Raw genomic sequence first — 20,780 nt, forward strand, 5'->3', positions numbered from 1 at the left:
AGGCTCAGGGGTGTGGCCCGCCGTGCGCGGCCGATTCTGTGACGACACACCTGGAGCGACGAGTCACCGTGTTTGACACCCTCTCCGAGCGGCTCACCGGAACGCTGCGCGACCTGCGTGGCAAGGGCCGGCTGTCCGAGTCGGACATCGACTCCACCTGCCGCGAGATCCGGATAGCGCTGCTCGAGGCGGACGTCGCGCTCCCGGTGGTCCGGGGCTTCGTGGCCAAGGTCAAGGAACGCGCCAAGGGCGCCGAGGTGTCCGCCGCGCTGAACCCGGCGCAACAGGTCGTCAAGATCGTCAATGAGGAGCTGGTCGGCATCCTCGGCGGCGAGACCCGCCGGCTGAACCTGGCCAAGCAGCAGCCCAGCGTGATCATGCTGGCCGGCCTGCAGGGCGCCGGCAAGACCACGCTGGCCGGCAAGCTGGCCAAGTGGCTGGCCGGCCAGGGCCACACCCCGCTGCTGGTCGCCGCCGACCTGCAGCGCCCGAACGCGGTGAACCAGCTGCAGATCGTCGGCGAGCGCGCCGGCGCCACCACGTTCGCCCCCGAGCCGGGCAACGGCGTCGGCGACCCGGTCGACGTCGCCCGCCGGGGCATCCAGCACGCGCGGGACAAGCAGCACGACATCGTCGTGATCGACACCGCCGGCCGGACCGGCGTGGACGCCGAGATGATGGCCCAGGCCGTGGCCATCCGGGACGCCACGAACCCGGACGAGGTGCTGTTCGTCGTCGACGCCATGATCGGCCAGGACGCGGTGGCCACCGCCGAGGCGTTCCGCGACGGCGTCGGGTTCACCGGCGTGGTGCTCGCCAAGCTCGACGGCGACGCCCGAGGCGGCGCGGCGCTGTCCATCCGCGAGGTCACCGGCCAGCCGATCCTGTTCGCCTCGAACGGCGAGAAGCTGGAGGACTTCGACGTCTTCCACCCGGACCGGATGGCCAGCCGGATCCTGGGCATGGGCGACGTGCTCACCCTGATCGAGCAGGCCGAGCAGGTCTTCGACGCCAAGCAGGCCGAGCAGGCCGCCAGCAAGATCACGACCGGCGAGCTGAGCCTGGAGGACTTCCTCCAGCAGATGATGGCCATCCGCAAGATGGGCCCGATCGGCAACCTGCTCGGCATGCTGCCCGGGGGCAACTCCGCCCAGATGAAAGAGGCGCTGTCCCAGGTCGACGACAAGCAGATGGACCGGATCCAGGCCATCATCCGGGGCATGACCCCGGCGGAGCGGGCCGATCCGAAGATCATCAACGGGTCCCGGCGGCTGCGCATCTCGAAGGGCTCCGGGGTGTCGGTGAGCGAGGTCAACGACCTGGTGAACCGGTTCTTCGAGGCCCGCAAGATGATGAAGCAGATGGCCGGGCAGTTCGGCTTCGGTGGCGGTGGGGGCGGGCGGCGCTCGTCCAAGAACCGCAAGGGCAAGAAGGGCGCCAAGGGCAAGAACAAGGGCGGCCGCCAGCGCGGTGCCCTGCCCGCGCTGCCCGACCTGTCCAAGATGCCCGCCGGGCTCAACGAGCTGCCGCCAGGGCTGTCCGGGCTGGACCAGCTCCCCGCCGGCTTCGACCCGTCCAAGCTGAAGCTGCCCAAGTCCAAGTGAGTGGGTTCCACGTCAGGGGAGTGCTGCTCCCCGACGAACGCGACACCGAGCTGTGGATCGACGGGAACGGCCGGGTCAGCGCCGAACCGGTCCCGGACGCCACGACCGTCGCCGACCGGGGCTGGATCCTGCCCGGGCTGGTCGACGCGCACTGCCACGTCGGGCTCGGCCCCGGCCGGGCGCTGTCGCTGGACGAGGCGGCCGCCGACGCCCAGACCGACCGGGACGCCGGCGCCCTGCTGATCAGGGACTGCGGCTCGCCGCTGGACACCCGCCCGCTGCAGGCCCGCGAGGACCTGCCGATGATCATCCGCGCCGGCACACACCTGTCCCGTCCCAAGCGCTACATCCCGGGCATCTCCGTCGAGCTGGACGACCCCGCCCTGCTGCCCGACGAGGTGGCCGCCCAGGCCGCGCGCGGGGACGGCTGGGTGAAGCTGGTCGGCGACTGGATCGACAGGGGCGTGGGCGACCTGGCCCCGCTCTGGCCGGACGACGTGCTCACCGAGGCCATCGCGGCGGCGCACGCGGCCGGCGCCAGGGTGACCGCGCACGTGTTCGGCACCGACGCCCTGCCCGGCCTGGTCAACGCCGGCATCGACTGCATCGAGCACGGCACCGGCCTGACCGACGAGCTCATCGACGAGATGGCCCGCCGGGGCACCGCCCTGGTCCCGACCCTGATCAACGTGGAGAACTTCCCCGGCATCGCCGACTCCGCGTCCAAGTACCCGATCTACGCAGCCCACATGCGCGAGCTGCACGCCGGCGCGTACGACGCGGTGCGGCGGGCGGTCGAGGGCGGCGTGCCGGTGTACGCGGGCACCGACGCCGGCGGCGGGATCGCGCACGGCCGGATCGCCGACGAGGTGGCCGCCCTGCACGCCGCCGGGATGTCCGGCGCGGCCTCGGTGGCCGCCGCGAGCTGGGCCGCCCGCGACTGGCTGGGCCGCCCCGGGCTCTCCCCGGGGGAACCGGCCGACCTGGTCGTCTACCCGACCGATCCGAGGGCCGACGTCACGGCGCTGCGGGAGCCGAGCCTGGTCATGCTGCGCGGGCGTCCGGTCCGGACGTAGGCCACCGTCTCAGCGACCGCCATTGCCCTCGTGGCGTGCGCGGCGTCATGATCTACGGCACCGAGGGCGCCGGCCCGGTAGCGTCGGGTCCGAGACGTTGCTGGAGGTGGGCGTGAGTACATCCGGCCCGCCGGAGGCGGCGCGGGAACCGGTGGAGCCGCAACGGGCCGGTTCGGACGGTGTCCCGTTACCCAAGCCGCCCGCGCACCGCTGGGGGCTCGGGGCCTACCTGCTCGCCGAGGCGGTGTTCCTGGGCACGAACGTGCTGCTGGTGCTGCCGTTCTACGTCGACGGCGGAGACGGCCGCCCGCCCGCCGAGATCCTGCTGCTCAGCCTGATCCTGCCCACCATGATGGCGGCCGGGGTGGCGCTGCTGGCCACCCGGCTGCGCGGCAACGGCCCGCGCATCGACCTCGGGCTGCGCTTCGAGCGCTCCGACCTGGTCCGGGGGCTGGCGTTCGGCTGCGGCGGGCTGGCGCTGACCATCCCGGCGGCCGCGCTGTGGGCGCAGGTGGTCGGGCCGGACGCGGCGAGCTCGGCGGTCGGGGAGCTGTTCGCCGGCCAGCGGGTCGGCGTGCCGCTGGCCATCGGGGTGTTCCTGGTGGTCTGGCTGGTCGCGCCGGTGTGCGAGGAGATCGTCTACCGGGGGCTGCTGTGGGGCGCGGTGCGGCGCCACGGCGCGGACCGCTGGTGGGCGCTCGGGCTGACCACGCTGGCGTTCGCGCTGGCGCACTTCGAGTTCAGCCGGACCCCGCTGCTGCTGGTGATCTCGGTGCCGATCGCCCTGGCGCGGCTGTACACCGATCGGCTGGGCGCGAGCATCATCGCCCACCAGGTGAACAACCTGCTGCCGGCGGTGTCGCTGTGCTTCATGCTGACCGGCGTGCTGAACTGATTGCGCAGGGCATCACTGCCGCCCCGCTCGCATCTGGCACAATGGTCGGCTGACCGCCGTGGCCGGACCCTCTCCCCGCGCCGTGGTAGATCCGAGCTGGTTTTCGCCCGTTCCCCACGCGGGTCGAGGCGGCTCGGCCGTGGCTGACCTGATACCAGTACAACGATCCGCGAGGAGCAGCAAGAACCCGTGGCAGTCAAGATCAAGCTGTTGAGGCTCGGCAAGGTCCGGGCGCCGTACTACCGGATCGTCGTGGCCGACGCGCGCACCCGTCGCAGCGGCCGGGCGATCGAGACGATCGGCAAGTACCACCCGAAGAGCGACCCGAGCTTCATCGAGGTCGACTCGGAGCGCGCGCAGTACTGGCTGGGAGTGGGCGCCCAGCCGACCGAGCCGGTCCAGAACATCCTGGAGATCACCGGCGACTGGCAGAAGTTCAAGGGCCTGCCCGGCGCCGAGGGCACCCTGCGTGACCCGGCCCCGCCGGTGGACAAGCTGGCCCGGTTCAACGCCGCGCTGGCCGAGGCCGGCGGCGAGGCGACCACCGAGGCCACCACGCCGAAGAAGAAGTCCGAGCCGAAGGGCTCCAAGGGCGAGGGCGGCGGCTCGAAGGGCGAGCGGAAGTCGGGCTCCAAGTCCGAGGCGAAGTCGGGGTCCTCGGCCGGCGCGGACGAGGCCGCGCCGACCGAGGCAGGGGCGTGAGCCCCGAGCGCAGCGAGGCAGGTGTTACAGCGTGAGCGAGGGAGACCTCGTGTACGAGCTGACGCGTGAGGGGGACTCGTGAGTGCGCTCGTCGACGCCCTGGAGCACCTTGTGCGCGGCATCGTCGATCACCCGGATGAGGTCCAGGTCGAGCTGGTCACCACGCGCCGGGGTCGGACGCTCGAGGTCAGGGTTCATCCGGACGACCTCGGCAAGGTCATCGGGCGCGGTGGCCGCACGGCGACCGCGCTGCGCACCGTGATCAGCGGGGTCGGCGGCCGAGGCGTCCGGGTGGACGTGGTCGACACCGACCGCTGAGGCGCGCCCGGCGATGGCGTCCGAGCGCCTGAACGTGGTCGTCGGCCGGGTCGGGCGGCCGCACGGGCTGACCGGCGAGGTCACCGTGCTGGTCCGCACCGACTCCCCGGAGCAGCGGTTCGCCCCGGGCACGGAGTACCGGCTCGCCGACGGCCGGCTGCTGACCGTGCGCGCCACCCGCTGGCACCGGGGCGCGCTGCTGGTGCGGCTCGACGGCGTCACCGACCGGGACGCCGCCGAGTCGCTGCGCGGCGCCGTGCTCACGGTGCCCGCCGACGACCTGCCGCCCCTGGACGACCCCGACGAGTTCCACGACCACGAGCTCGTGGGCCTGCACGCCGTGCTCGCCGACGGCCAGCCCGTCGGCACCGTCCGCGAGGTCGTGCACGGCCCCGCCGGCGAGCTGCTGTCCGTGGCGCGCGAGGGACGGCCGGACGCGCTGGTCCCGTTCGTCCGCGACATAGTGCCCACCGTGAACCTCACCGAAGGAAAGCTGGTCCTCACCCCTCCCGAGGGCCTGCTCGACTAGCCCGCGCCTCACTCCTGGCGTCAACCTGCCTTGACGCGCCCCAGGTCGTCAAGCTAGGTTGACGACATGGGCGGCACGAGGCAGGACGCGACCCGGGTCGCCGAGGCGGCCTCCAGCGAGGACCCCTCGGTCGGGCTGGCGGCGGTGGCCGCGCTGCGGCTCCTGCTGGACTCGCTGGAGGAGCTGCAGGTGACCAACGCGCGGGCGCACGGCTGGTCCTGGCAGCGGATCGCCGAGGCGCTGCGGGTCAGCAAGCAGGCGGTGCACCAGAAGTACCGCCGCCTGCCCGGCCGGTAGCGGGGTCGAGGAGGGAGTCGGACGGTGTTCGAACGTTTCACCTACCAGGCGCGCCGCGTGGTCGTGCTGGCCCAGGAGGACGCTCGCGCCAGGGCGGCCGAGCACATCGGCCCTGAGCATCTGCTGGTCTGCCTGTGGGAGGACCCCGGCGGCCTTCCCGCCGCCGTGCTCGCCGACGTCGGCATCGAGCGCGACGCCGTCACGTCCGCGATCGCGGACGCGGGGGAGGGCCTGCCCGACCGGGACGCCCTCGCCGCCCTGGGCATCGACCTGGACGAGGTCCGCCGCCGTGCCGAGCAGAGCTTCGGCCCCGGCGCGCTGGACCGCGCGGCCCGCCGGCTGTCCGGCCGCAGGCGCCGCTGGGGTCACATGCCGTTCGACAGGGAGACCAAGCGGGCGCTCGAGCAGGCACTGCGGGAGGCGGTCCGGCGAGGTGACCGCCACATCGGCACCGAGCACGTGCTGCTCGGGGCGCTCGCCGTGGACGGCATCGGCGCCCGGCTGCTGGCCGCCCGTGGGCGCACACTGGACGACGTGCGGGCGGCGCTCGCCCGGCGTGCCCGCCCCGCCGAGGGCGCCTGAGAGGATCGTCGACGATGCGCATCGACGTCGTCACCATCTTTCCCGGTTACCTTGCCGCGCTGCGTGAGGCGCTGGTCGGCAAGGCGATCGAGGCCGGCCTGATCTCGCTGGCCGTGCACGACCTGCGGGACTGGACCCACGACGTGCACAAGGCCGTCGACGACGCGCCCTACGGCGGCGGCCCCGGGATGGTGATGCGCCCGACCGTCTGGGGGGAGGCGCTGGACGCGGTGTGCGCGCCGAACGGCGTCAACGCACCTCGGTTGGTGGTGCCGACCCCGGCCGGTCGCCCGTTCACCCAGGCGGTGGCGCAGGAGTACGCGCGCCAGCCGTGGCTGGTGTTCGCCTGTGGCCGCTACGAGGGCATCGACCAGCGGGTGCTCGACGACGCCGCGCGTCGGATGGTGGTCGACGAGGTGTCCATCGGCGACTACGTGCTGGTCGGCGGCGAGGCCGCGGTGCTGGTGATCGTCGAGGCGGTGGCCCGGCTGCTTCCCGGCGTGCTCGGCAACCCGGAGTCCGCCACCCAGGACTCGTTCTCCGACGGGCTGCTGGAGGGGCCGGCGTTCACCCGCCCCGAGCGGTGGCGCGAGCTGACGGTCCCCCCGGTGCTGCGCAGCGGCGACCACGCCGCGATCGCCCGCTGGCGCCGTGACCAGTCGCTGGCCCGCACCGCGCGGCTGCGCCCCGAACTGCTCGACGCGCTGCCGCCCGGCGCCCTGGACGGGCGGGACCGCGAACTGTTGGAGGGCCTGCGCTCCGAGTGGGAGTGACGTCGCTCACGTGCGGCTTTGGGCGATCGGTCCGATTTCGGGGGGCGTCGACCGGTCTGGCACACTGGACGGGTTGCTACCGCCCCGCGCACCACGCTTGGGGGCGCCGGGACCCGCCGGCGCGATCGGAGATGCGCCGGTCGGGGAGTCCGTGCGGGTGCGCTTCCGAGGGTGGCCGACGCCGGTCGGCAGGCAGCACGATTGACGAACTCTCACGCGAGGACGGACCTTCACCATGAACACCCTGGACGAGCTCGACGCCGCGTCGCTGCGTTCCGACATCCCGGCATTCCGGCCCGGAGACACCCTGAAGGTCCACGTCCGCGTCATCGAGGGCTCGCGCTCCCGGGTGCAGATCTTCCAGGGCGTCGTGATCCGCCGACAGGGTGACGGCCTGCGCGAGACCTTCACCGTGCGGAAGGTCTCCTTCGGCGTCGGCGTCGAGCGGACCTTCCCGGTGCACTCGCCGAACATCGCCCAGATCGAGGTGGCGACCCGCGGTGACGTGCGGCGCGCCAAGCTTTACTACCTCCGCGAGCTCCGTGGCAAGGCCGCGAAGATCAAGGAGAAGCGCGAGACCCCGTCCGCCTCCTAGGCCCTCACCGAATCGCGGCGGGTGCCGTAGCCTCGACTCTGTGGTTGTCCCCAATGCGCCGGGCGAGTCGCGGCCGCCCACCCGTCGCGTGGGGCGGTTGGACCCATCCACCTTGGGAAACGACGGCAACGGGCCGCGCGAGTCCGGCCAGCACCGGGCGTCCGGCCAGCACGGCCGGGCGGAGCCCGCTGGGCACCCACCGGGCAGCGGTTCCGGCTCCGCGACCGGCTCCGGCGCCTGGGACGGCGCGAGCCCGTGGAACAGCTCCAGTGCCTGGAACAGCTCCGGAACTTGGAACGTCTCAGGGTCCTGGAACGGCTCGGTCACCGGGAACGGCGGCGGCCCACGGCACAGCGCCGGCGGCCCGGGCGGCCTCGGCTCCGCGCGTGATCCCGGTGTCGGGGGCGTGCCCGTGAGAGGCTCCGGCCTGGATCGGCCGGACGACTTCGGTCGCCCGAGCGGCCCTGACCGGTCGAACGGCGTCGACTGGTTGAACGTGCCTGACCGGCCGGGTGCTCCGGACTGGTTGAGCGATTCCGGACGGCCGAACTCCGTCGCCCCCTCCAACGGGGTCGGTTCGTCGGACCTGTTCGGTACCCCGGACGGGCTTGGTTCGTCGAACGGGCTCAGTTCGCCGGGCGGTTTCGGCCCGTCGGACGGCCTGAGTTCGTCGGGAGGCCTGAGTTCGTCGGGAAACTACGGCCCGTCGAACGGCCTGGATTCCGCCAACGGCCTTGGCTCGTCGAACGGCTTCGGCTCCTCCTCGTACGGATCCGCTCCGGCGAACGGCTCCGCCGCCCAGCACGGCGCGGGGGAGCGCTCTGGGCGGTACGACCCGACATCCAGCGGTGGCTGGCCGCCGAGCGACGGCTGGCTCCCCAGCGACCCGTCGGCCCCGGGCAACGGCTCGGCCCCCGGCAACGGCTCGGCCCCGGGCAACGGCTCGGACCTGTGGTTCGGCTCGGAGGCCGGAACAGGTTCGGCGGCGGCCGGGAACGGTTCGGGTACGAACGGCCACGGCGCCGCGCCGCCCGACCGGCCCCCGGGGCAGGCGCCGCCGGATCCGTGGCGGTCCCCCTTACCGGCGTCGGACCCGCTGTTCGGCACGCAGGCGAACCGCCACGCACGGCGGGCCGCACCCGAAGGCTTCCCCGGCCCACCCCCACCCCGCCAGGCCGGCAACGGCATCTACCGCCAGCCCGACCGTCCGCCACCTCCTCCGCCAAGTCCGCCCGGCCCGCCCCCGGCCACACCCTCGGCCCCGGGCTACCCGACCGGGTACTCACCGCCGTCCGGCTACTCGCCCCCGGCCTACCCACCGACCCCGCCGCGTCGTCCTGGCCCTCCGCCGCCGGGCGCCCCGAACGCACCCGGCGGTTCCTCGACGTCCGCCTTCCCCGGACATCGGCGGGGCGCGCTGCCCCAGCGGGGCGCCCCACCCGGCCCGGCCGGGCTCGAACCGGGCACCCCTCCGGCATCGGGCACCGGCGCGTACCGACCCGTCGACGTGCCCAGGCAGGGAAGCCAGACCGGCGCGATATGGCAGGTGCCGGAGCGTGACCGGCTTCGCCAGGCAACCCAGGCGCTCGCTCCACCGGCCGCCCCCGGCCAGCGCACGGGCCGGACGGGTGCCCTCGGCTCGCCCACCAGGCCGGCCGACCCCGTGCCACCGGCCGTTCCGGGGCAGGCCGCCGGCCCGGACGCGGGTGCCACCCCGGTCGGCTACATCCAACCGACCCGTCGCGCCGCGTCGTCACCGACCGGGACCGGCGGCGGTAGCCGGACGATCGGCCGCTCCCTCGGATCGCCGGCCGGGTCACCGGCGGACAGCCCGGAGTCCTCGGCTCCGGCCGTGTCCCCGCCGGCCCGCCCGACCGAGGAACCGTCGCCCGCGCCGGACACCGAGGAGGGCGGCGCGAAACGGCAGCTGTTCCGCCGGGCCGGCCGGCATCACCACGAGGCGAGCACGAAGGCCTCGCGCCGACCGCCGACGGCCCTGTCGTCGAAGGGCAAGCGCCTCAAGACGGGGCGCCGACGCCGGCCGACGTTCTGGCGCGAGCTGCCGATGCTCGTCGTCGTCGCCCTGCTGTTGACCTTTCTGATCCAGACCTTCCTGGGCCGGCCGTACGAGATCCCGTCCGGGTCGATGGAGCAGACCCTGCACGGCTGCACCGGCTGCACCAACGACCGGGTACTGGTGGACAAGCTGAGCTACCGCTTCGGCGACCCGACCCCCGGCGACGTCATCGTCTTCAAGGCACCCGACAGCTGGGAGAGCAGCGAGGCATCCCAGACCACTCGCTCCGGCAACCCGCTGATCAGGGGGCTGCAGTCGCTCGGGTCGCTGATCGGCCTGACCCCGCCGGACGAGAAGGACCTCATCAAGCGGGTCATCGCGACCGGCGGCCAGACGGTGGCGTGCTGCGACGCGCAGAACCGGGTGACCGTGGACGGCAAGGCGCTCAACGAGCCCTACGTGTACTACTACCCGCCGGGCGGCCCCCCGGTGCAGACCGAGTTCGGTCCGGTCAAGGTGCCGGAGGGCAAGCTGTGGGTGATGGGTGACAGCCGCAACAACTCGGCCGACTCGCGGGTACCCGGCCATGGGCCGGTCCCGGTGGACAACGTGATCGGCAAGGCGCGGTTCGTCATACTGCCGCCGCCCCGGATCAAGTCGATCGACGACACGAACCCGCAAGAGGTGGCCCTCTCCGCGCCGGCCATGCCCAGCGGCGTGGTGCCGGGTGCTCCGCTCGCGTTCGGCGTGATCGGAGCCATCCCCCTCGTCGCGTTGCGGCGCCGGTCGCGATCGCGGCGGCGGGGTGATGGCAGTATTCCGGGCCGTGCCCCAGGTTCAGATTCCGTCCGCTAGGGCAATGGCGAGAACCATCGCGGCGAGCTCGCGGTCGTGGCCGAGGCCACAGCGCGCGGTCGTGCGCCGCTCCACCGGCATATGGGCGTGGGAGTCCGCGCTGCGCCGGCACGGGCTCGGTCCGGTCGCCGGCGTCGACGAGGCCGGTCGGGGCGCGTGCGCTGGCCCGTTGGTGGTGGCGGCGTGCGTCCCGCGCCCCGGCGACGCGAGCAGGTGGGACGGCCTGACCGACTCCAAGCTGCTCACGCCCGGTGCCCGTGAGCGCTTCTACGAGCTGATCGTGCGCAGGGCCGTCGACTACGCCGTGGTGATCATCCCGCCCGCCGAGGTCGACCACCGGGGGGTGCACGTCGCGAACGTGGCGGGGATGCGGCGGGCCGTCGCGCGGCTCGGCGTGCAGCCCGGTTACGTGCTCACCGACGGTTTCCGGGTGCCCGGGCTGACCGTGCCGAACCTCGCGGTCCCGAAGGGCGACCAGGCGGCGGCCTGCGTGGCGGCCGCATCCGTGCTGGCCAAGGTCACCCGGGACCGGATCATGGTCGAGCTGGACAGGGAGTATCCGTGCTACGGCTTTGCCGAGCACAAGGGCTACTGCACGCCCGCGCACGACGAGGCGCTCGCGGCGCACGGTCCGAGCCGAGTACATCGTTACTCCTTCGTCAATGTCAGTCGCGCCCGCGGCGTTCGCTCCGGGCCCTCCGTGGTCCACAATTTGGAGGTGCAGGGTTCGAGCGTGGAGGGCAACGGCACCCTCGGTGCCGAGGACGCGATCGAGGCGTTGACCAGGGCGGGGGTGGATTCATGAGTGCCGAGGATCTCGAGAAGTACGAGACCGAGATGGAGCTCTCGCTCTACAAGGAGTACCGCGACATCGTCGGGCAGTTCTCCTATGTGGTGGAGACAGAGCGACGCTTCTATCTCGCCAACGCGGTGGATGTCGCCCCCCGCAACTCCGAGGGCGAGATCTACTTCGAGGTTCGGATGTCCGACGCCTGGGTCTGGGACATGTACCGCCCGGCGCGGTTCGTCAAGAACGTCAGGGTGATCACCTTCAAGGACGTGCACGTCGAGGAGTTGGACAAGCCGGACCTTAGGCTCCCGGAAGGGGAAGCGTTCGGCTGACGGCCCGCAGCGGCCCGAGTTATCCACAACGACCCCAGTTATCCACAGGCGGGTCGCCGAAGCCCGCGGAGCCCCTCGCCGTCGAGGCACCGTTGTCGCGTGGCGAAAAAAGACGAACTCGGACGGCGCGGCGAAGACCTCGCCGTCGGCTACCTCCAGGACCGCGGTCTGGTGGTGCTGTCCCGGAACTGGCGGTGCAGGGACGGCGAGATCGACGTGGTGGCGACCGACCGGTGGCGGCTGGTGGTCTGCGAGGTCAAGACCAGGTCGAACTTCGCTTTCGGCGCGCCCGCCGAGGCGGTGACCTGGCAGAAGGCCGCTCGTATCCGTCGGGTCACCGAGGCCTGGCTGACCGCGCATCAGGTGCGTTGGTGCGAGATCCGGTTCGACGTGGTCGCGGTGCTGGCGCCGCCCGGCGGGCCGGTCAGCTTCCAGCACTACGAGGCGGCGTTCTGATGGTGCTCGCGAAGGCCTGGTCGGTCGCGCTGTACGGGGTGGACGGCCAGCTGGTGGAGATCGAGGCCGACATCGGTGACGGCCTGCCGGGCGTCCATCTGGTCGGCCTGCCGGACGCGGCGCTGCACGAGTCGAAGGACAGGGTGCGTTCGGCCGTGGTCAACTCCGGCTGGAGCTGGCCGAACCGCCGGATCACGCTCGCGCTGTCCCCGGCCACGCTGCGCAAGGCGGGCAGCGGGTTCGACCTGGCGCTGGCGTGTGCCGTGCTGGCCGCGGCCGGCGTCGGGCCGCGCGCCCCGCTCGAACGCACTGTGCTGATCGGTGAGCTCGCGCTGGACGGCCGTATCCGACCGGTGCGCGGCGTGCTGCCGTGTCTGTTGGCCGCGCAGCGCTCCGGGGCCCGCACGGTCGTGGTGCCGTCGGAGACGCTGCCGGAGGCGGCGGTGGTGGAGGGCCTCGACATACGCGGCGCCGAGCGGCTGAACGAGGTGTTGGCCTGGCTGCGCGGGGCGGCGACGCTGCCCGCACCGGGACCCAGCTGGGTCGAGCCGGGAGCGCCGGCGCCGGAGCTGGCCGACGTGGTCGGGCAGGACGACGCCCGGCTCGCGCTCGAGGTCGCGGCGGCCGGCGGGCACCATCTGCTGCTGGTAGGTCCCCCAGGCACGGGCAAGACGATGCTCGCGCAACGCCTGGTGGGGTTGCTCCCGCTGCTGCGTCCCGACGATGCCCTGCAACTCGCCGCGATCCGCTCGGTGGCCGGGCGGTTGCCGATGTCCGGGCCGCTGTCCACGACGCCTCCGTTCGTCGCGCCGCACCACACCAGCTCGATCGCCGCGCTGGTCGGCGGCGGGTCCGGGACGGCGAGACCGGGGGCGGTGTCGCTGGCGCACCGGGGCATCTTGTTTCTGGACGAAGCTCCTGAGTTCAGCACCCATCTGCTCGAGTCGTTACGCACTCCGCTCGAGGACGGCGAGGTCCGACTGGCGCGCGCCGACGGCTCGGTCAGTTATCCCGCGCAGTTCCAGCTGGTCATGGCCGCGAATCCGTGTCCGTGCGCGCCCGCGCACGACCGCAACTGCGTGTGCCCCTCCTCGGTGCGTCGCCGATATCTCGCGCGCCTGTCCGGTCCGCTGCTGGACCGGGTGGACCTGCGTGCACGGCTGGCCCCGCTGGTGGCGTTGACGCCGGCCGGCCAGCCGACGGAGAGCACCGCGACGGTGCGTGCCAGGGTGGCGGCCGCCCGCGCCGCTGCGGCCGAGCGGTGGGCACAGCACGGCTGGAGCACCAACGCGGAGGTCCCCGGGCCGACGCTGCGTGATCAGTTCCCGCTTCCCCGCTCCGTGCTGCTGCCCCTGGACGCCGGGCTGCGGCGCGGCGAGCTCACCGCGCGGGGCGCGGACCGGGCGTTGCGGGTGGCCTGGACGCTCGCCGACCTTGCCGGCCAGACCCGGCCGGACGCTTCGATGGTCGACAGGGCCATCGCGTTCAAGGAGCAGCGGGCGGCATGAACGGGTCGCCGGTATGGGGGTCCGCGAGCGACCGCGCCGACGAGGTCCGGCTGGCCCGGGCCTACCTCTGCACCGTCGCGGAGCCGCCGGCGCCCGCACTCGCCGCGTTCGTGGACGAGCACGGCCCGGTGGCCGCCGCCGCTCGGGTCCGCCGGGGCGAGGTGCCCAAGCGGGTGGCCTCCGAGACGGACGCCCGCCGGGGGCGCGACGTCGCCGAGGCACACCTGAGGACGGCCCGGACGATCGGCGCCCGGCTGCTCACCCCCGAAGACCGGGACTGGCCGGTCGCGCCGTTCGCCTCGTTCGCGATCTGCGAGCACGAGCACCTGCACGCCCCGCTCGCACTCTGGACGCTCGGGCCGGGCCGGCTGGCCGAGCTCGCCGAGCGGTCGGTAGCGATCGTCGGCTCGCGGGCGGCGACCGGATACGGCACCTGGGCGGCCAACTGGATGGCGCACGGCGTGGCCGAGCTCGGGTTCACGGTGGTGTCCGGGGCCGCCTACGGGATCGACGGTGCCGCCCACCGGGGCGCGCTCGCGGCCGAGGGCCCCACGGTCGCGGTGCTCGCCTGCGGTGTCGACCGGATATACCCGGCCGGGCATGAACGGCTGCTCCGGTATATCGCCAGTACCGGGCTGGTGGTCAGCGAGTATCCGCCCGGCGCGGTACCGGCGCGGCACAGGTTCCTGGTGCGCAACAGGCTCATCGCCGGCCTGGCGGCGGGCACCGTGGTGGTGGAGGCGGCCTGGCGCAGCGGTGCCCGGCGGACCGCGTCGGACGCATCGTTGCTGGGCCGGCCGGTCATGGCGGTACCCGGCCCGGTGACATCGGCCCTGTCGGCCGGATGCCACCGCCTGCTCCGTGAGCCGGGGACGGTGGCCGTCACGCGCGCGGAGGAGGTGATCGAGGAGGTGGGCCGCATCGGGATCGACCTCGCGGTGTCGCCGGCCCCGGCGATCCAGATGCGGGCCACGGACGTGTTGTCCGGCCCGACGTTGCGGGTGCACGAGTCGCTGGCGGAGCGCGCCCTGGACCTGCGCGAGCTGTCGGTGGACTCCGGGCTCCCGATCGAGCTGGTACGGACGGCGCTGCGCGAGCTGGAGCGGCGCGGCATGGCCGAGCGTGTCGAGCGTGGATGGTGCCGACGGCGCGGGCTCGTGGCGGGTGGGTGGCGTGGCGATGCTTGACCGACGAGGTCGGCGCGCGCACCGTGCCCGGTATGAGCCACGGCCGCCAAGATCCCCCCGCGCACCCCCGCGACCAGACGGCAGGGGCGGTGGCCGAGGCGGGCGACCCGCTGGCAGAGGCGGTGGCCGGGGCGGGCGAGCCGGGGGCGGGGGCGGGCGAGGTGGCGCCGGTCGACCCCTCGGTCGACGCCCAGGTCGATGCCTCGGCCGGCGAGATCTCCGCCGACCTGGTCGAGGCCAGGGCCGCGTTCGAGCGCCACCTCGTGCTCGAACGGGGCTTGTCACCGCACACCGTGCGGGCCTACCTCGGCGACGTGGACGCGCTGTTCCGGACGGTCGCGGACGGTGGGTTGGCCGGGCTGGACCTTGCCGCGCTGCGGCGCTGGCTGGCCGAGCAGCGCGCGGCGGGGGTCAGCCGGGCCACGCTGACCCGGCGAGCGTCGGCTGCCCGGGTGTTCACCGCGTGGGCGGCGCGCACGGGCCGGCTCGAGGTCGACCCGGGGCAGCGGCTGGCGGCGCCGAGGCGGCATCGGACGTTGCCGAGCGTGCTGACCGTGGACCAGGCCGGGGCGATGCTCGGGGCCGCGGTGTCCGGTGCGGCGGAGGACGATCCGGTCGCGGTGCGTGACCTGCTGCTGTTGGAGCTGCTCTACGCGACCGGGATCCGGGTGTCCGAGCTGTGCGGCCTCGACCTGGCGGACATCGCGCCCGAGCGGCGCACCCTGCGGGTCGTCGGCAAGGGCGACCGCGAGCGGACGGTCGTCTACGGGGTTCCGGCGGAGCGCGCGCTGCGGCGGTGGCTGGACGGCGCGCGTGCCGAGCTGGTCAGGCCGGGTTCGCCGCCCGCGTTGCTGCTGGGCGTGCGCGGTGGGCGGCTGGACCCGAGGGTCGCCCGCTCAGTGGTCAACGCCGCGTCCGCGGTGCTGCCCGGGCGGACCGTGCTCTCGCCGCACGGGCTGCGCCACAGCGCGGCGACGCACCTGCTGGTGGGGGGAGCCGACCTCCGTAGCGTTCAGGAGTTGCTCGGTCACGCTACGCTGTCGACCACTCAGCTTTACACCCACGTCAGTGCCGAGCGTCTGAAGGCGATTCATGACCAAGCTCATCCTCGAGCCTGAACGGCCGTTGGATGGGAACTGTGCGCCGCCCGAGGGCGCGGACGGACGGGGCGCCGAGCCGCTGGCGCTGTGGGGCGAGTACTTCGACTGCGGCGCGCGGCAGCACCGGGACCGCCTGGTGTTGCACTACGCGTCGCTGGTGCGGCGGGTCGCCGGCCGGCTCGGTACCCGGCTGCCCGCGCACGTGGAGCTGGCCGACCTGACCCAGGCCGGCGTGTTCGGGCTGATGGACGCGATCGAGCGGTTCGAGCCGGAGCTGGGCGTCCGGTTCGAGGCGTACGCCGCGCAGCGGATCAGGGGCGCGATCCTGGACGAGCTGCGCGCCCAGGACTGGGTGCCGAGGGTGGTTCGTAACCGGGCACGCGAGCTGGCCAAGGCACGGGAGGCCGTGGAGGCCAGGTTGCACCGCCCGGCCACGGCGGGAGAGCTCGCCGAGGAGCTGGGCATCGACCAGGCCGACGTGCGGGGGATCCTCGGCGGGCTGCGGCTGATCAGCGCCGAGGCGTTGGACGAGCGGTCCAGCTCCCGGGGTGCCACGGTGACCATCGCGGAGACGCTCGCCGAGGAGGGCTCGGACCCGATCGCGTTGTTCGAGGCCAGGGAGACCAGCAGGCTGCTCTGGCTGAGCCTGGCCAGGCTCGGCGAGCGGGACCGCCGGGTGCTGCGGATGTACTACCTGGAGGACCGCACGCTGGCCGAGATCGGGGCGCTGCTGGGCGTCACGGAGTCGCGGGCGTGCCAGCTGCGCGGCCGCGCGGTGAGCCGGCTGCGGGAGGAGTTCGCCACCGTGGCGGGGACGGCGGCCGGCGCGGGCTGAGGCCGGCGCTCGAACGGCGGCGGCCGGTGCCCACGGCACCGTTGCGGCGGCCAGGTTTACAGCGGCCTGGCTAACGAGGGCCTGGCTAACGAGGGCCTGGCTAACGAGGGCCTGGCTAACGAGGGCCTGGCTAACGAGGGCCTGGTTAACGAGGGCCTGGCTAACGAGGGCCTGGTTTGCGGCGGCCTGGTTACGGGGGAGCGGCGGTGGCCGTCGGCGGCCAGGGCAGCAGCCGCACCGGTGCGCGGCGTACCAATTGCAGCGGGTCGAGGTACTCGCCGTCTCGGCGCAGGCCCCAGTGCAGGCAGGCCGGGGCCGGGCAGCCGAGGTGGCCGGGCGCGAGCGAACCGAGCGGTTGGCCCCGGCGCACCGGCTGGCCGCCCCGGACCAGCGCGGTCACCGGCTCGTAGGTGGTGCGCAGCCCGTCGGGGTGCTGGACGGACACGACGCCACGGTCGGCCAGCGGGCCCGCGTAGACGACCACACCGTCGCCGGCGGCCACCACCGGCTGGCCCGGGCTCCCGACCAGGTCCGCGCCGCGATGGCCAGGCCCGTACGGCCGGCTGGGCGGCTGGAACGGGCGGCTCACCGATGCCCGCGGCAACAGCGGCCACCCGTACCCACCCACCGGCCGCGTGTCCGCCACCGCCCCCGGAACCGGCCCGACCCCGCTGACCAGCACGATCGACAGGACCGCGAGCGCGACCAACGCCCGCCCCCCGACCACATGACGCATACCCCGATCGTCCGCGCCCACCCCCCGAGCAAACGCACCACCCGCCCCACCCTGTGCACAACCCGCCGCCCCATGGACAACTCCGCCCACAGCAACCATCCCGGCGCCACGCCCGCCCCCCGTCGGCGTACACTCGAACCGCGCCTCATGTGCCATGAGGTGACTTCGCGCGTCCGCGCAGCCCGCGCCAGTCCTCAGGGACCTCGGCCGGGAACGGCGCCCGGGCGGTCCCGCTGGTCAAGCGCACCACGACCAACGGGTCCGGGCGACGGCGCGGCGCCAGGGCGGTGCCACCCGGTACCGCGCCACAACCGCCCGCGTCACCGCACGCCCGCACCAGCACCCGGAGCGGCACAAGCGGCGGCGCCGAACACGAAGGGTGTGAGGGCAGGCCATGGCCGTCGTCACCATGAAACAACTGCTCGACTCGGGCGTGCACTTCGGGCACCAGACGCGTCGCTGGAACCCGAAGATGAAGCGCTACATCTTCACCGAGCGCAACGGCATCTACATCATCGATCTCCAGCAGACCCTGTCCTACATCGACAGGGCCTACGAGTTCGTCCGCGAGACCGTCGCGCACGGCGGCTCGGTGCTGTTCATCGGCACCAAGAAGCAGGCCCAGGAGGCCATCGCGGACGAGGCCCAGCGGGTCAACATGCCCTACGTCAACCAGCGCTGGCTGGGCGGCATGCTCACCAACTTCCAGACCGTGCACAAGCGCCTCCAGCGGCTCAAGGAGCTGGAGTCGATGGAGCAGAGCGGTGGCTTCGAGGGTCGCACCAAGAAAGAGATCCTGATGCTGACCCGCGAGAAGGACAAGCTGGAGCGCACGCTCGGCGGCATCCGCGACATGGCCAAGGTGCCCAGCGCGGTGTGGGTGGTGGACACCAAGAAGGAGCACATCGCGGTCGGCGAGGCCCGCAAGCTGGGCATCCCGGTGGTGGCCATCCTGGACACCAACTGCGACCCGGACGAGGTCGACTACCCGATCCCGGGCAACGACGACGCGATCCGGTCGGCCTCGCTGCTCACCAAGGTGATCGCGCGCGCCGCGGCGGACGGCCTGATGGCGCGCGCCGCCAGGGCCAGGGGCTCCGAGGGCGAGGACAAGCCGGAGGCCGGCCCGGCCACCGATGAGCCGTTGGCCGAGTGGGAGCAGGAGCTGCTCTCCGGCGGCGGGTCGGACGGCGCCGCGCTCGGCACCGGCCAGCAGAGCCCCGACCCCAGCGACCCGGTGGCCGCCACCAGCGCCCCGACCAGCAGCAGCAACGGCACCCCGCAGACCGTCGAATAAAAACGGCGTCCCGCCCGAGCGGCGCACGGAGCTGGCGCGAGCGCGAGGGCGGGCCGGCGACTCACGAACAACGAGACCTAAGGACGGGTAGCACAACACCATGGCGAACTACACGGCCGCGGACGTCAAGCGGCTCCGCGAGCTGACCGGCTCCGGGATGATGGACTGCAAGAAGGCCCTGGAGGAGGCCGACGGCGACCTGGAGAAGGCCGTCGAGCTGCTCCGCATCAAGGGCGCCAAGGACGTGGGCAAGCGGGCCGAGCGGGCGACCTCCGCCGGCCTGGTGGCCGGGGAGAGCAGCCCGGAGGGCGGCACCCTGGTCGAGCTGCTCTGCGAGACCGACTTCGTGGCCAAGAGCGACGACTTCGTGGCGCTGGCGGACAAGGTCCTCGCGGCCGCCGCCGAGCACACCCCCGCCGACGTGGACGCCCTCAGGGCCACCGCGCTCGACGGTGGCACGGTGGACGACGCCGTCCAGGCGCTGTCCGCCCGCATCGGGGAGAAGCTGCAGCTCAGCCGGTACGCGCACATGGACGGGCCGGTGGCGCTCTACCTGCACCGCCGGGCCACCGACCTGCCGCCCGCGATCGGCATCCTGGTCGCCTACAGCGGCGGCGGGGACGACGCGGCCGAGGTGGCGCGCGGGCTGGCCATGCACATCGCGGCCGCCCGCCCGCGCTTCGTCAACCGCGACGACGTGCCGGAGGAGCAGGTCGCCAACGAGCGCCGCATCGCCGAGGCCACCGCCCGCGAGGAGGGCAAGCCCGAGCAGGCCCTTCCCAAGATCATCGAGGGCCGGGTGAACGGCTTCTTCAAGGACGTCGTGCTGTTGGAGCAGGCCTCCGTGCACGAGTCCAAGAAGACCGTCAAGGCGGTGCTGGACGAGGCCGGCGTGAGCGTGAGCCGGTTCGCCCGCTTCGAGGTCGGCCAGGCCTGAGGTGAGCGACGCAGACGGCGGTAGCCGCTCCGGATTCGAGGGCGGCTACCGCCGGGTGCTGCTCAAGCTCGGCGGCGAGATGTTCGGCGCCGGGTCCGTCGGCGTCGACCCGACGGTCGTGCAGGCGATCGCCCGCCAGATCTCCGACGTGGTGGCCGGCGGCGTCCAGGTGGCCGTGGTGATCGGCGGCGGCAACTTCTTCCGGGGCGCCCAGCTCACCGACGGGGGCATGGAACGCTCCCGGGCGGACTACATGGGCATGCTGGCCACGGTGATGAACTGCCTGGCGCTGCAGGACTTCCTGGAGCGCGAGCACGGCATCGACACCCGGGTGCAGACGGCCATCACCATGGGCCAGGTCGCCGAGCCGTACATCCCACGGCGGGCCATCAGGCACCTGGAGAAGGGCCGCGTGGTGATCTTCGGCGCGGGCGTGGGCATGCCGTACTTCTCCACCGACACGGCCGGTGCCCAGCGCGCGCTGGAGATCGGTTGCGACGTGGTGCTGCTGGCCAAGGGCGTGGACGGCGTCTACACCGCCGACCCCAAGCTCGACCCGGACGCGAAGATGTTCGACGAGGTCACGCACCGGGAAGTCCTGGAACGCGGGCTGAAGGTCGCGGACGCCACGGCGTTCAGCCTGTGCATGGACAACAATATGCCGATCATCGTGTTCAACCTGCTGACCGAGGGCAACATCGGCCGGGCGGTGCGAGGTGAGAGGATCGGCACCTTGGTCAGTACTCAGGGCGCCTGAGTACGCCCACCAACACCCAGCAGCACCTGGAGCAGCCGTGATCGACGAGACTCTCTTCGAGGCCGAGGAGAAGATGGAAAAGGCCGTCTCGGTCACTCGGGAAGACCTCACCTCGGTGCGCACCGGCAGGGCCACCCCGGCCATGTTCTCCCGGATCGTGGTCGACTACTACGGGGCGGCCACGCCGCTCAACCAGCTGGCCTCGGTGAACATCCCGGAAGCCCGGATGGCGGTGATCAAGCCTTACGACACCAGCCAGCTCAGGGCGATGGAGAAAGCGATCAGGGATTCCGACCTCGGGGTCAACCCGAGCAACGACGGCACCATCATCCGGGTGGTGATCCCGCAGCTGTCCGAGGAGCGCCGCCGCGAGATGGTCAAGGTCGCCAGGGGCAAGGGCGAGGACGGCAAGGTCTCGATCCGCAGCATCCGGCGCAAGGCCATGGAGGAGCTGCACCGGATCTCCAAGGAGGGCGAGGCCGGCGAGGACGAGGTGGCCCGCGCGGAGAAGGAGCTGCAGGGCGTCACCGACCGCTACGTCACGCAGGTGGACGATCTGGTCAAGCACAAGGAAGCCGAGCTGCTCGAGGTGTGAGCGGCGT

At 73.0% G+C, this 20,780-nt stretch carries 23 protein-coding genes; 22 read left to right on the forward strand and 1 reads right to left on the reverse strand.

What is annotated here, in order from left to right:
* Positions 1 to 68: 68 nt before the first annotated feature.
* The 18 genes from ffh to N912_RS54890 all read left to right on the forward strand — a co-directional run bounded on the left by ffh (position 69) and on the right by N912_RS54890 (position 16,451).
* Complete coding sequence (gene ffh, locus N912_RS0127035) at positions 69 to 1,604, forward strand: signal recognition particle protein (RefSeq protein ID WP_028924857.1); 1,536 nt, start codon at positions 69 to 71, stop codon at positions 1,602 to 1,604.
* A complete protein-coding gene (locus tag N912_RS0127040) occupies positions 1,601 to 2,680 on the forward strand; it encodes an amidohydrolase family protein (RefSeq protein WP_028924858.1) in 1,080 nt (359 codons plus the stop codon). Before ffh ends, N912_RS0127040 begins: the two co-directional genes overlap by 4 nt.
* Positions 2,681 to 2,792: 112 nt before the next feature.
* Complete coding sequence (locus tag N912_RS0127045) at positions 2,793 to 3,575, forward strand: CPBP family intramembrane glutamic endopeptidase (RefSeq protein WP_037066939.1); 783 nt, start codon at positions 2,793 to 2,795, stop codon at positions 3,573 to 3,575.
* A 189-nt stretch (positions 3,576 to 3,764) separates the two neighbouring features.
* The gene (gene rpsP / locus N912_RS0127050) at positions 3,765 to 4,277 is read left to right on the forward strand and encodes a 30S ribosomal protein S16 (RefSeq protein WP_028924860.1); all 513 of its coding nucleotides are present in this window, start codon (positions 3,765 to 3,767) and stop codon (positions 4,275 to 4,277) included.
* A gap of 78 nt (positions 4,278 to 4,355) precedes the next feature.
* Positions 4,356 to 4,595, forward strand: a complete 240-nt coding sequence (locus N912_RS0127055) for an RNA-binding protein (RefSeq protein WP_028924861.1) — start codon at positions 4,356 to 4,358, stop codon at positions 4,593 to 4,595.
* A gap of 28 nt (positions 4,596 to 4,623) precedes the next feature.
* Complete coding sequence (rimM, locus tag N912_RS0127060) at positions 4,624 to 5,124, forward strand: ribosome maturation factor RimM (RefSeq protein WP_028924862.1); 501 nt, start codon at positions 4,624 to 4,626, stop codon at positions 5,122 to 5,124.
* Between the two features lie 66 nt (positions 5,125 to 5,190).
* The gene (locus N912_RS0127065) at positions 5,191 to 5,421 is read left to right on the forward strand and encodes a helix-turn-helix domain-containing protein (RefSeq protein WP_028924863.1); all 231 of its coding nucleotides are present in this window, start codon (positions 5,191 to 5,193) and stop codon (positions 5,419 to 5,421) included.
* A gap of 24 nt (positions 5,422 to 5,445) precedes the next feature.
* Entirely contained in the window at positions 5,446 to 6,003 is a 558-nt protein-coding gene (locus tag N912_RS0127070) for a Clp protease N-terminal domain-containing protein (RefSeq protein WP_028924864.1), read from the forward strand.
* Between the two features lie 14 nt (positions 6,004 to 6,017).
* Entirely contained in the window at positions 6,018 to 6,776 is a 759-nt protein-coding gene (gene trmD / locus N912_RS0127075) for a tRNA (guanosine(37)-N1)-methyltransferase TrmD (protein ID WP_028924865.1), read from the forward strand.
* A gap of 235 nt (positions 6,777 to 7,011) precedes the next feature.
* Positions 7,012 to 7,371 carry a 50S ribosomal protein L19 gene (rplS, locus tag N912_RS0127080; protein ID WP_028924866.1) on the forward strand — a complete coding sequence of 120 codons (360 nt, stop codon included), beginning with the start codon at positions 7,012 to 7,014 and terminating at the stop codon, positions 7,369 to 7,371.
* Positions 7,372 to 7,897: 526 nt separating this feature from the next.
* On the forward strand, positions 7,898 to 10,243 hold the full coding sequence (gene lepB / locus N912_RS65865) for a signal peptidase I (protein WP_245645434.1): 2,346 nt from the start codon (positions 7,898 to 7,900) through the stop codon (positions 10,241 to 10,243).
* A 4-nt stretch (positions 10,244 to 10,247) separates the two neighbouring features.
* Positions 10,248 to 11,048, forward strand: a complete 801-nt coding sequence (locus N912_RS54880) for a ribonuclease HII (protein ID WP_211261409.1) — start codon at positions 10,248 to 10,250, stop codon at positions 11,046 to 11,048.
* Positions 11,045 to 11,365: a DUF2469 domain-containing protein gene (locus tag N912_RS0127100; RefSeq protein ID WP_028924868.1), complete on the forward strand. Its 321-nt coding sequence runs from the start codon at positions 11,045 to 11,047 to the stop codon at positions 11,363 to 11,365. The genes N912_RS54880 and N912_RS0127100 overlap by 4 nt, the downstream gene beginning before the upstream one ends.
* Before the next feature lie 99 nt (positions 11,366 to 11,464).
* Positions 11,465 to 11,821 (forward strand): YraN family protein, encoded by a 357-nt coding sequence (locus N912_RS0127105; RefSeq protein WP_028924869.1) that lies wholly within the window; start codon positions 11,465 to 11,467, stop codon positions 11,819 to 11,821.
* A complete protein-coding gene (locus N912_RS0127110; protein WP_028924870.1) occupies positions 11,821 to 13,329 on the forward strand; it encodes a YifB family Mg chelatase-like AAA ATPase in 1,509 nt (502 codons plus the stop codon). Before N912_RS0127105 ends, N912_RS0127110 begins: the two co-directional genes overlap by 1 nt.
* Positions 13,326 to 14,516: a DNA-processing protein DprA gene (dprA, locus tag N912_RS54885; RefSeq protein ID WP_051580847.1), complete on the forward strand. Its 1,191-nt coding sequence runs from the start codon at positions 13,326 to 13,328 to the stop codon at positions 14,514 to 14,516. Before N912_RS0127110 ends, dprA begins: the two co-directional genes overlap by 4 nt.
* The gene (locus N912_RS0127120; RefSeq protein WP_425415320.1) at positions 14,513 to 15,634 is read left to right on the forward strand and encodes a tyrosine recombinase XerC; all 1,122 of its coding nucleotides are present in this window, start codon (positions 14,513 to 14,515) and stop codon (positions 15,632 to 15,634) included. Before dprA ends, N912_RS0127120 begins: the two co-directional genes overlap by 4 nt.
* Complete coding sequence (locus N912_RS54890; protein ID WP_051580848.1) at positions 15,609 to 16,451, forward strand: FliA/WhiG family RNA polymerase sigma factor; 843 nt, start codon at positions 15,609 to 15,611, stop codon at positions 16,449 to 16,451. Before N912_RS0127120 ends, N912_RS54890 begins: the two co-directional genes overlap by 26 nt.
* Positions 16,452 to 16,641: 190 nt before the next feature.
* Here the strand turns inward: N912_RS54890 and N912_RS54895 are convergent, their stop codons facing one another.
* Positions 16,642 to 17,187: a peptidoglycan DD-metalloendopeptidase family protein gene (locus N912_RS54895; protein ID WP_084211247.1), complete on the reverse strand. Its 546-nt coding sequence runs from the start codon at positions 17,185 to 17,187 to the stop codon at positions 16,642 to 16,644.
* 394 nt (positions 17,188 to 17,581) lie between these two features.
* On the opposite strand from N912_RS54895, the gene rpsB reads away from it, so the two are divergent.
* The 4 genes from rpsB to frr all read left to right on the forward strand — a co-directional run bounded on the left by rpsB (position 17,582) and on the right by frr (position 20,773).
* A complete protein-coding gene (rpsB, locus tag N912_RS0127135; protein ID WP_028924872.1) occupies positions 17,582 to 18,484 on the forward strand; it encodes a 30S ribosomal protein S2 in 903 nt (300 codons plus the stop codon).
* A 100-nt stretch (positions 18,485 to 18,584) separates the two neighbouring features.
* Positions 18,585 to 19,421 carry a translation elongation factor Ts gene (tsf, locus tag N912_RS0127140; RefSeq protein WP_028924873.1) on the forward strand — a complete coding sequence of 279 codons (837 nt, stop codon included), beginning with the start codon at positions 18,585 to 18,587 and terminating at the stop codon, positions 19,419 to 19,421.
* Between the two features lies 1 nt (position 19,422).
* Entirely contained in the window at positions 19,423 to 20,178 is a 756-nt protein-coding gene (gene pyrH / locus N912_RS0127145; protein WP_028924874.1) for a UMP kinase, read from the forward strand.
* Positions 20,179 to 20,215: 37 nt separating this feature from the next.
* The gene (gene frr, locus N912_RS0127150; RefSeq protein ID WP_028924875.1) at positions 20,216 to 20,773 is read left to right on the forward strand and encodes a ribosome recycling factor; all 558 of its coding nucleotides are present in this window, start codon (positions 20,216 to 20,218) and stop codon (positions 20,771 to 20,773) included.
* Positions 20,774 to 20,780 lie beyond the last annotated feature (7 nt).

It is taken from the genome of Actinospineispora acaciae DSM 45401, assembly GCF_000620785.1.
Classification (GTDB): Bacteria; Actinomycetota; Actinomycetes; order Mycobacteriales; family Pseudonocardiaceae; genus Pseudonocardia; species Pseudonocardia acaciae.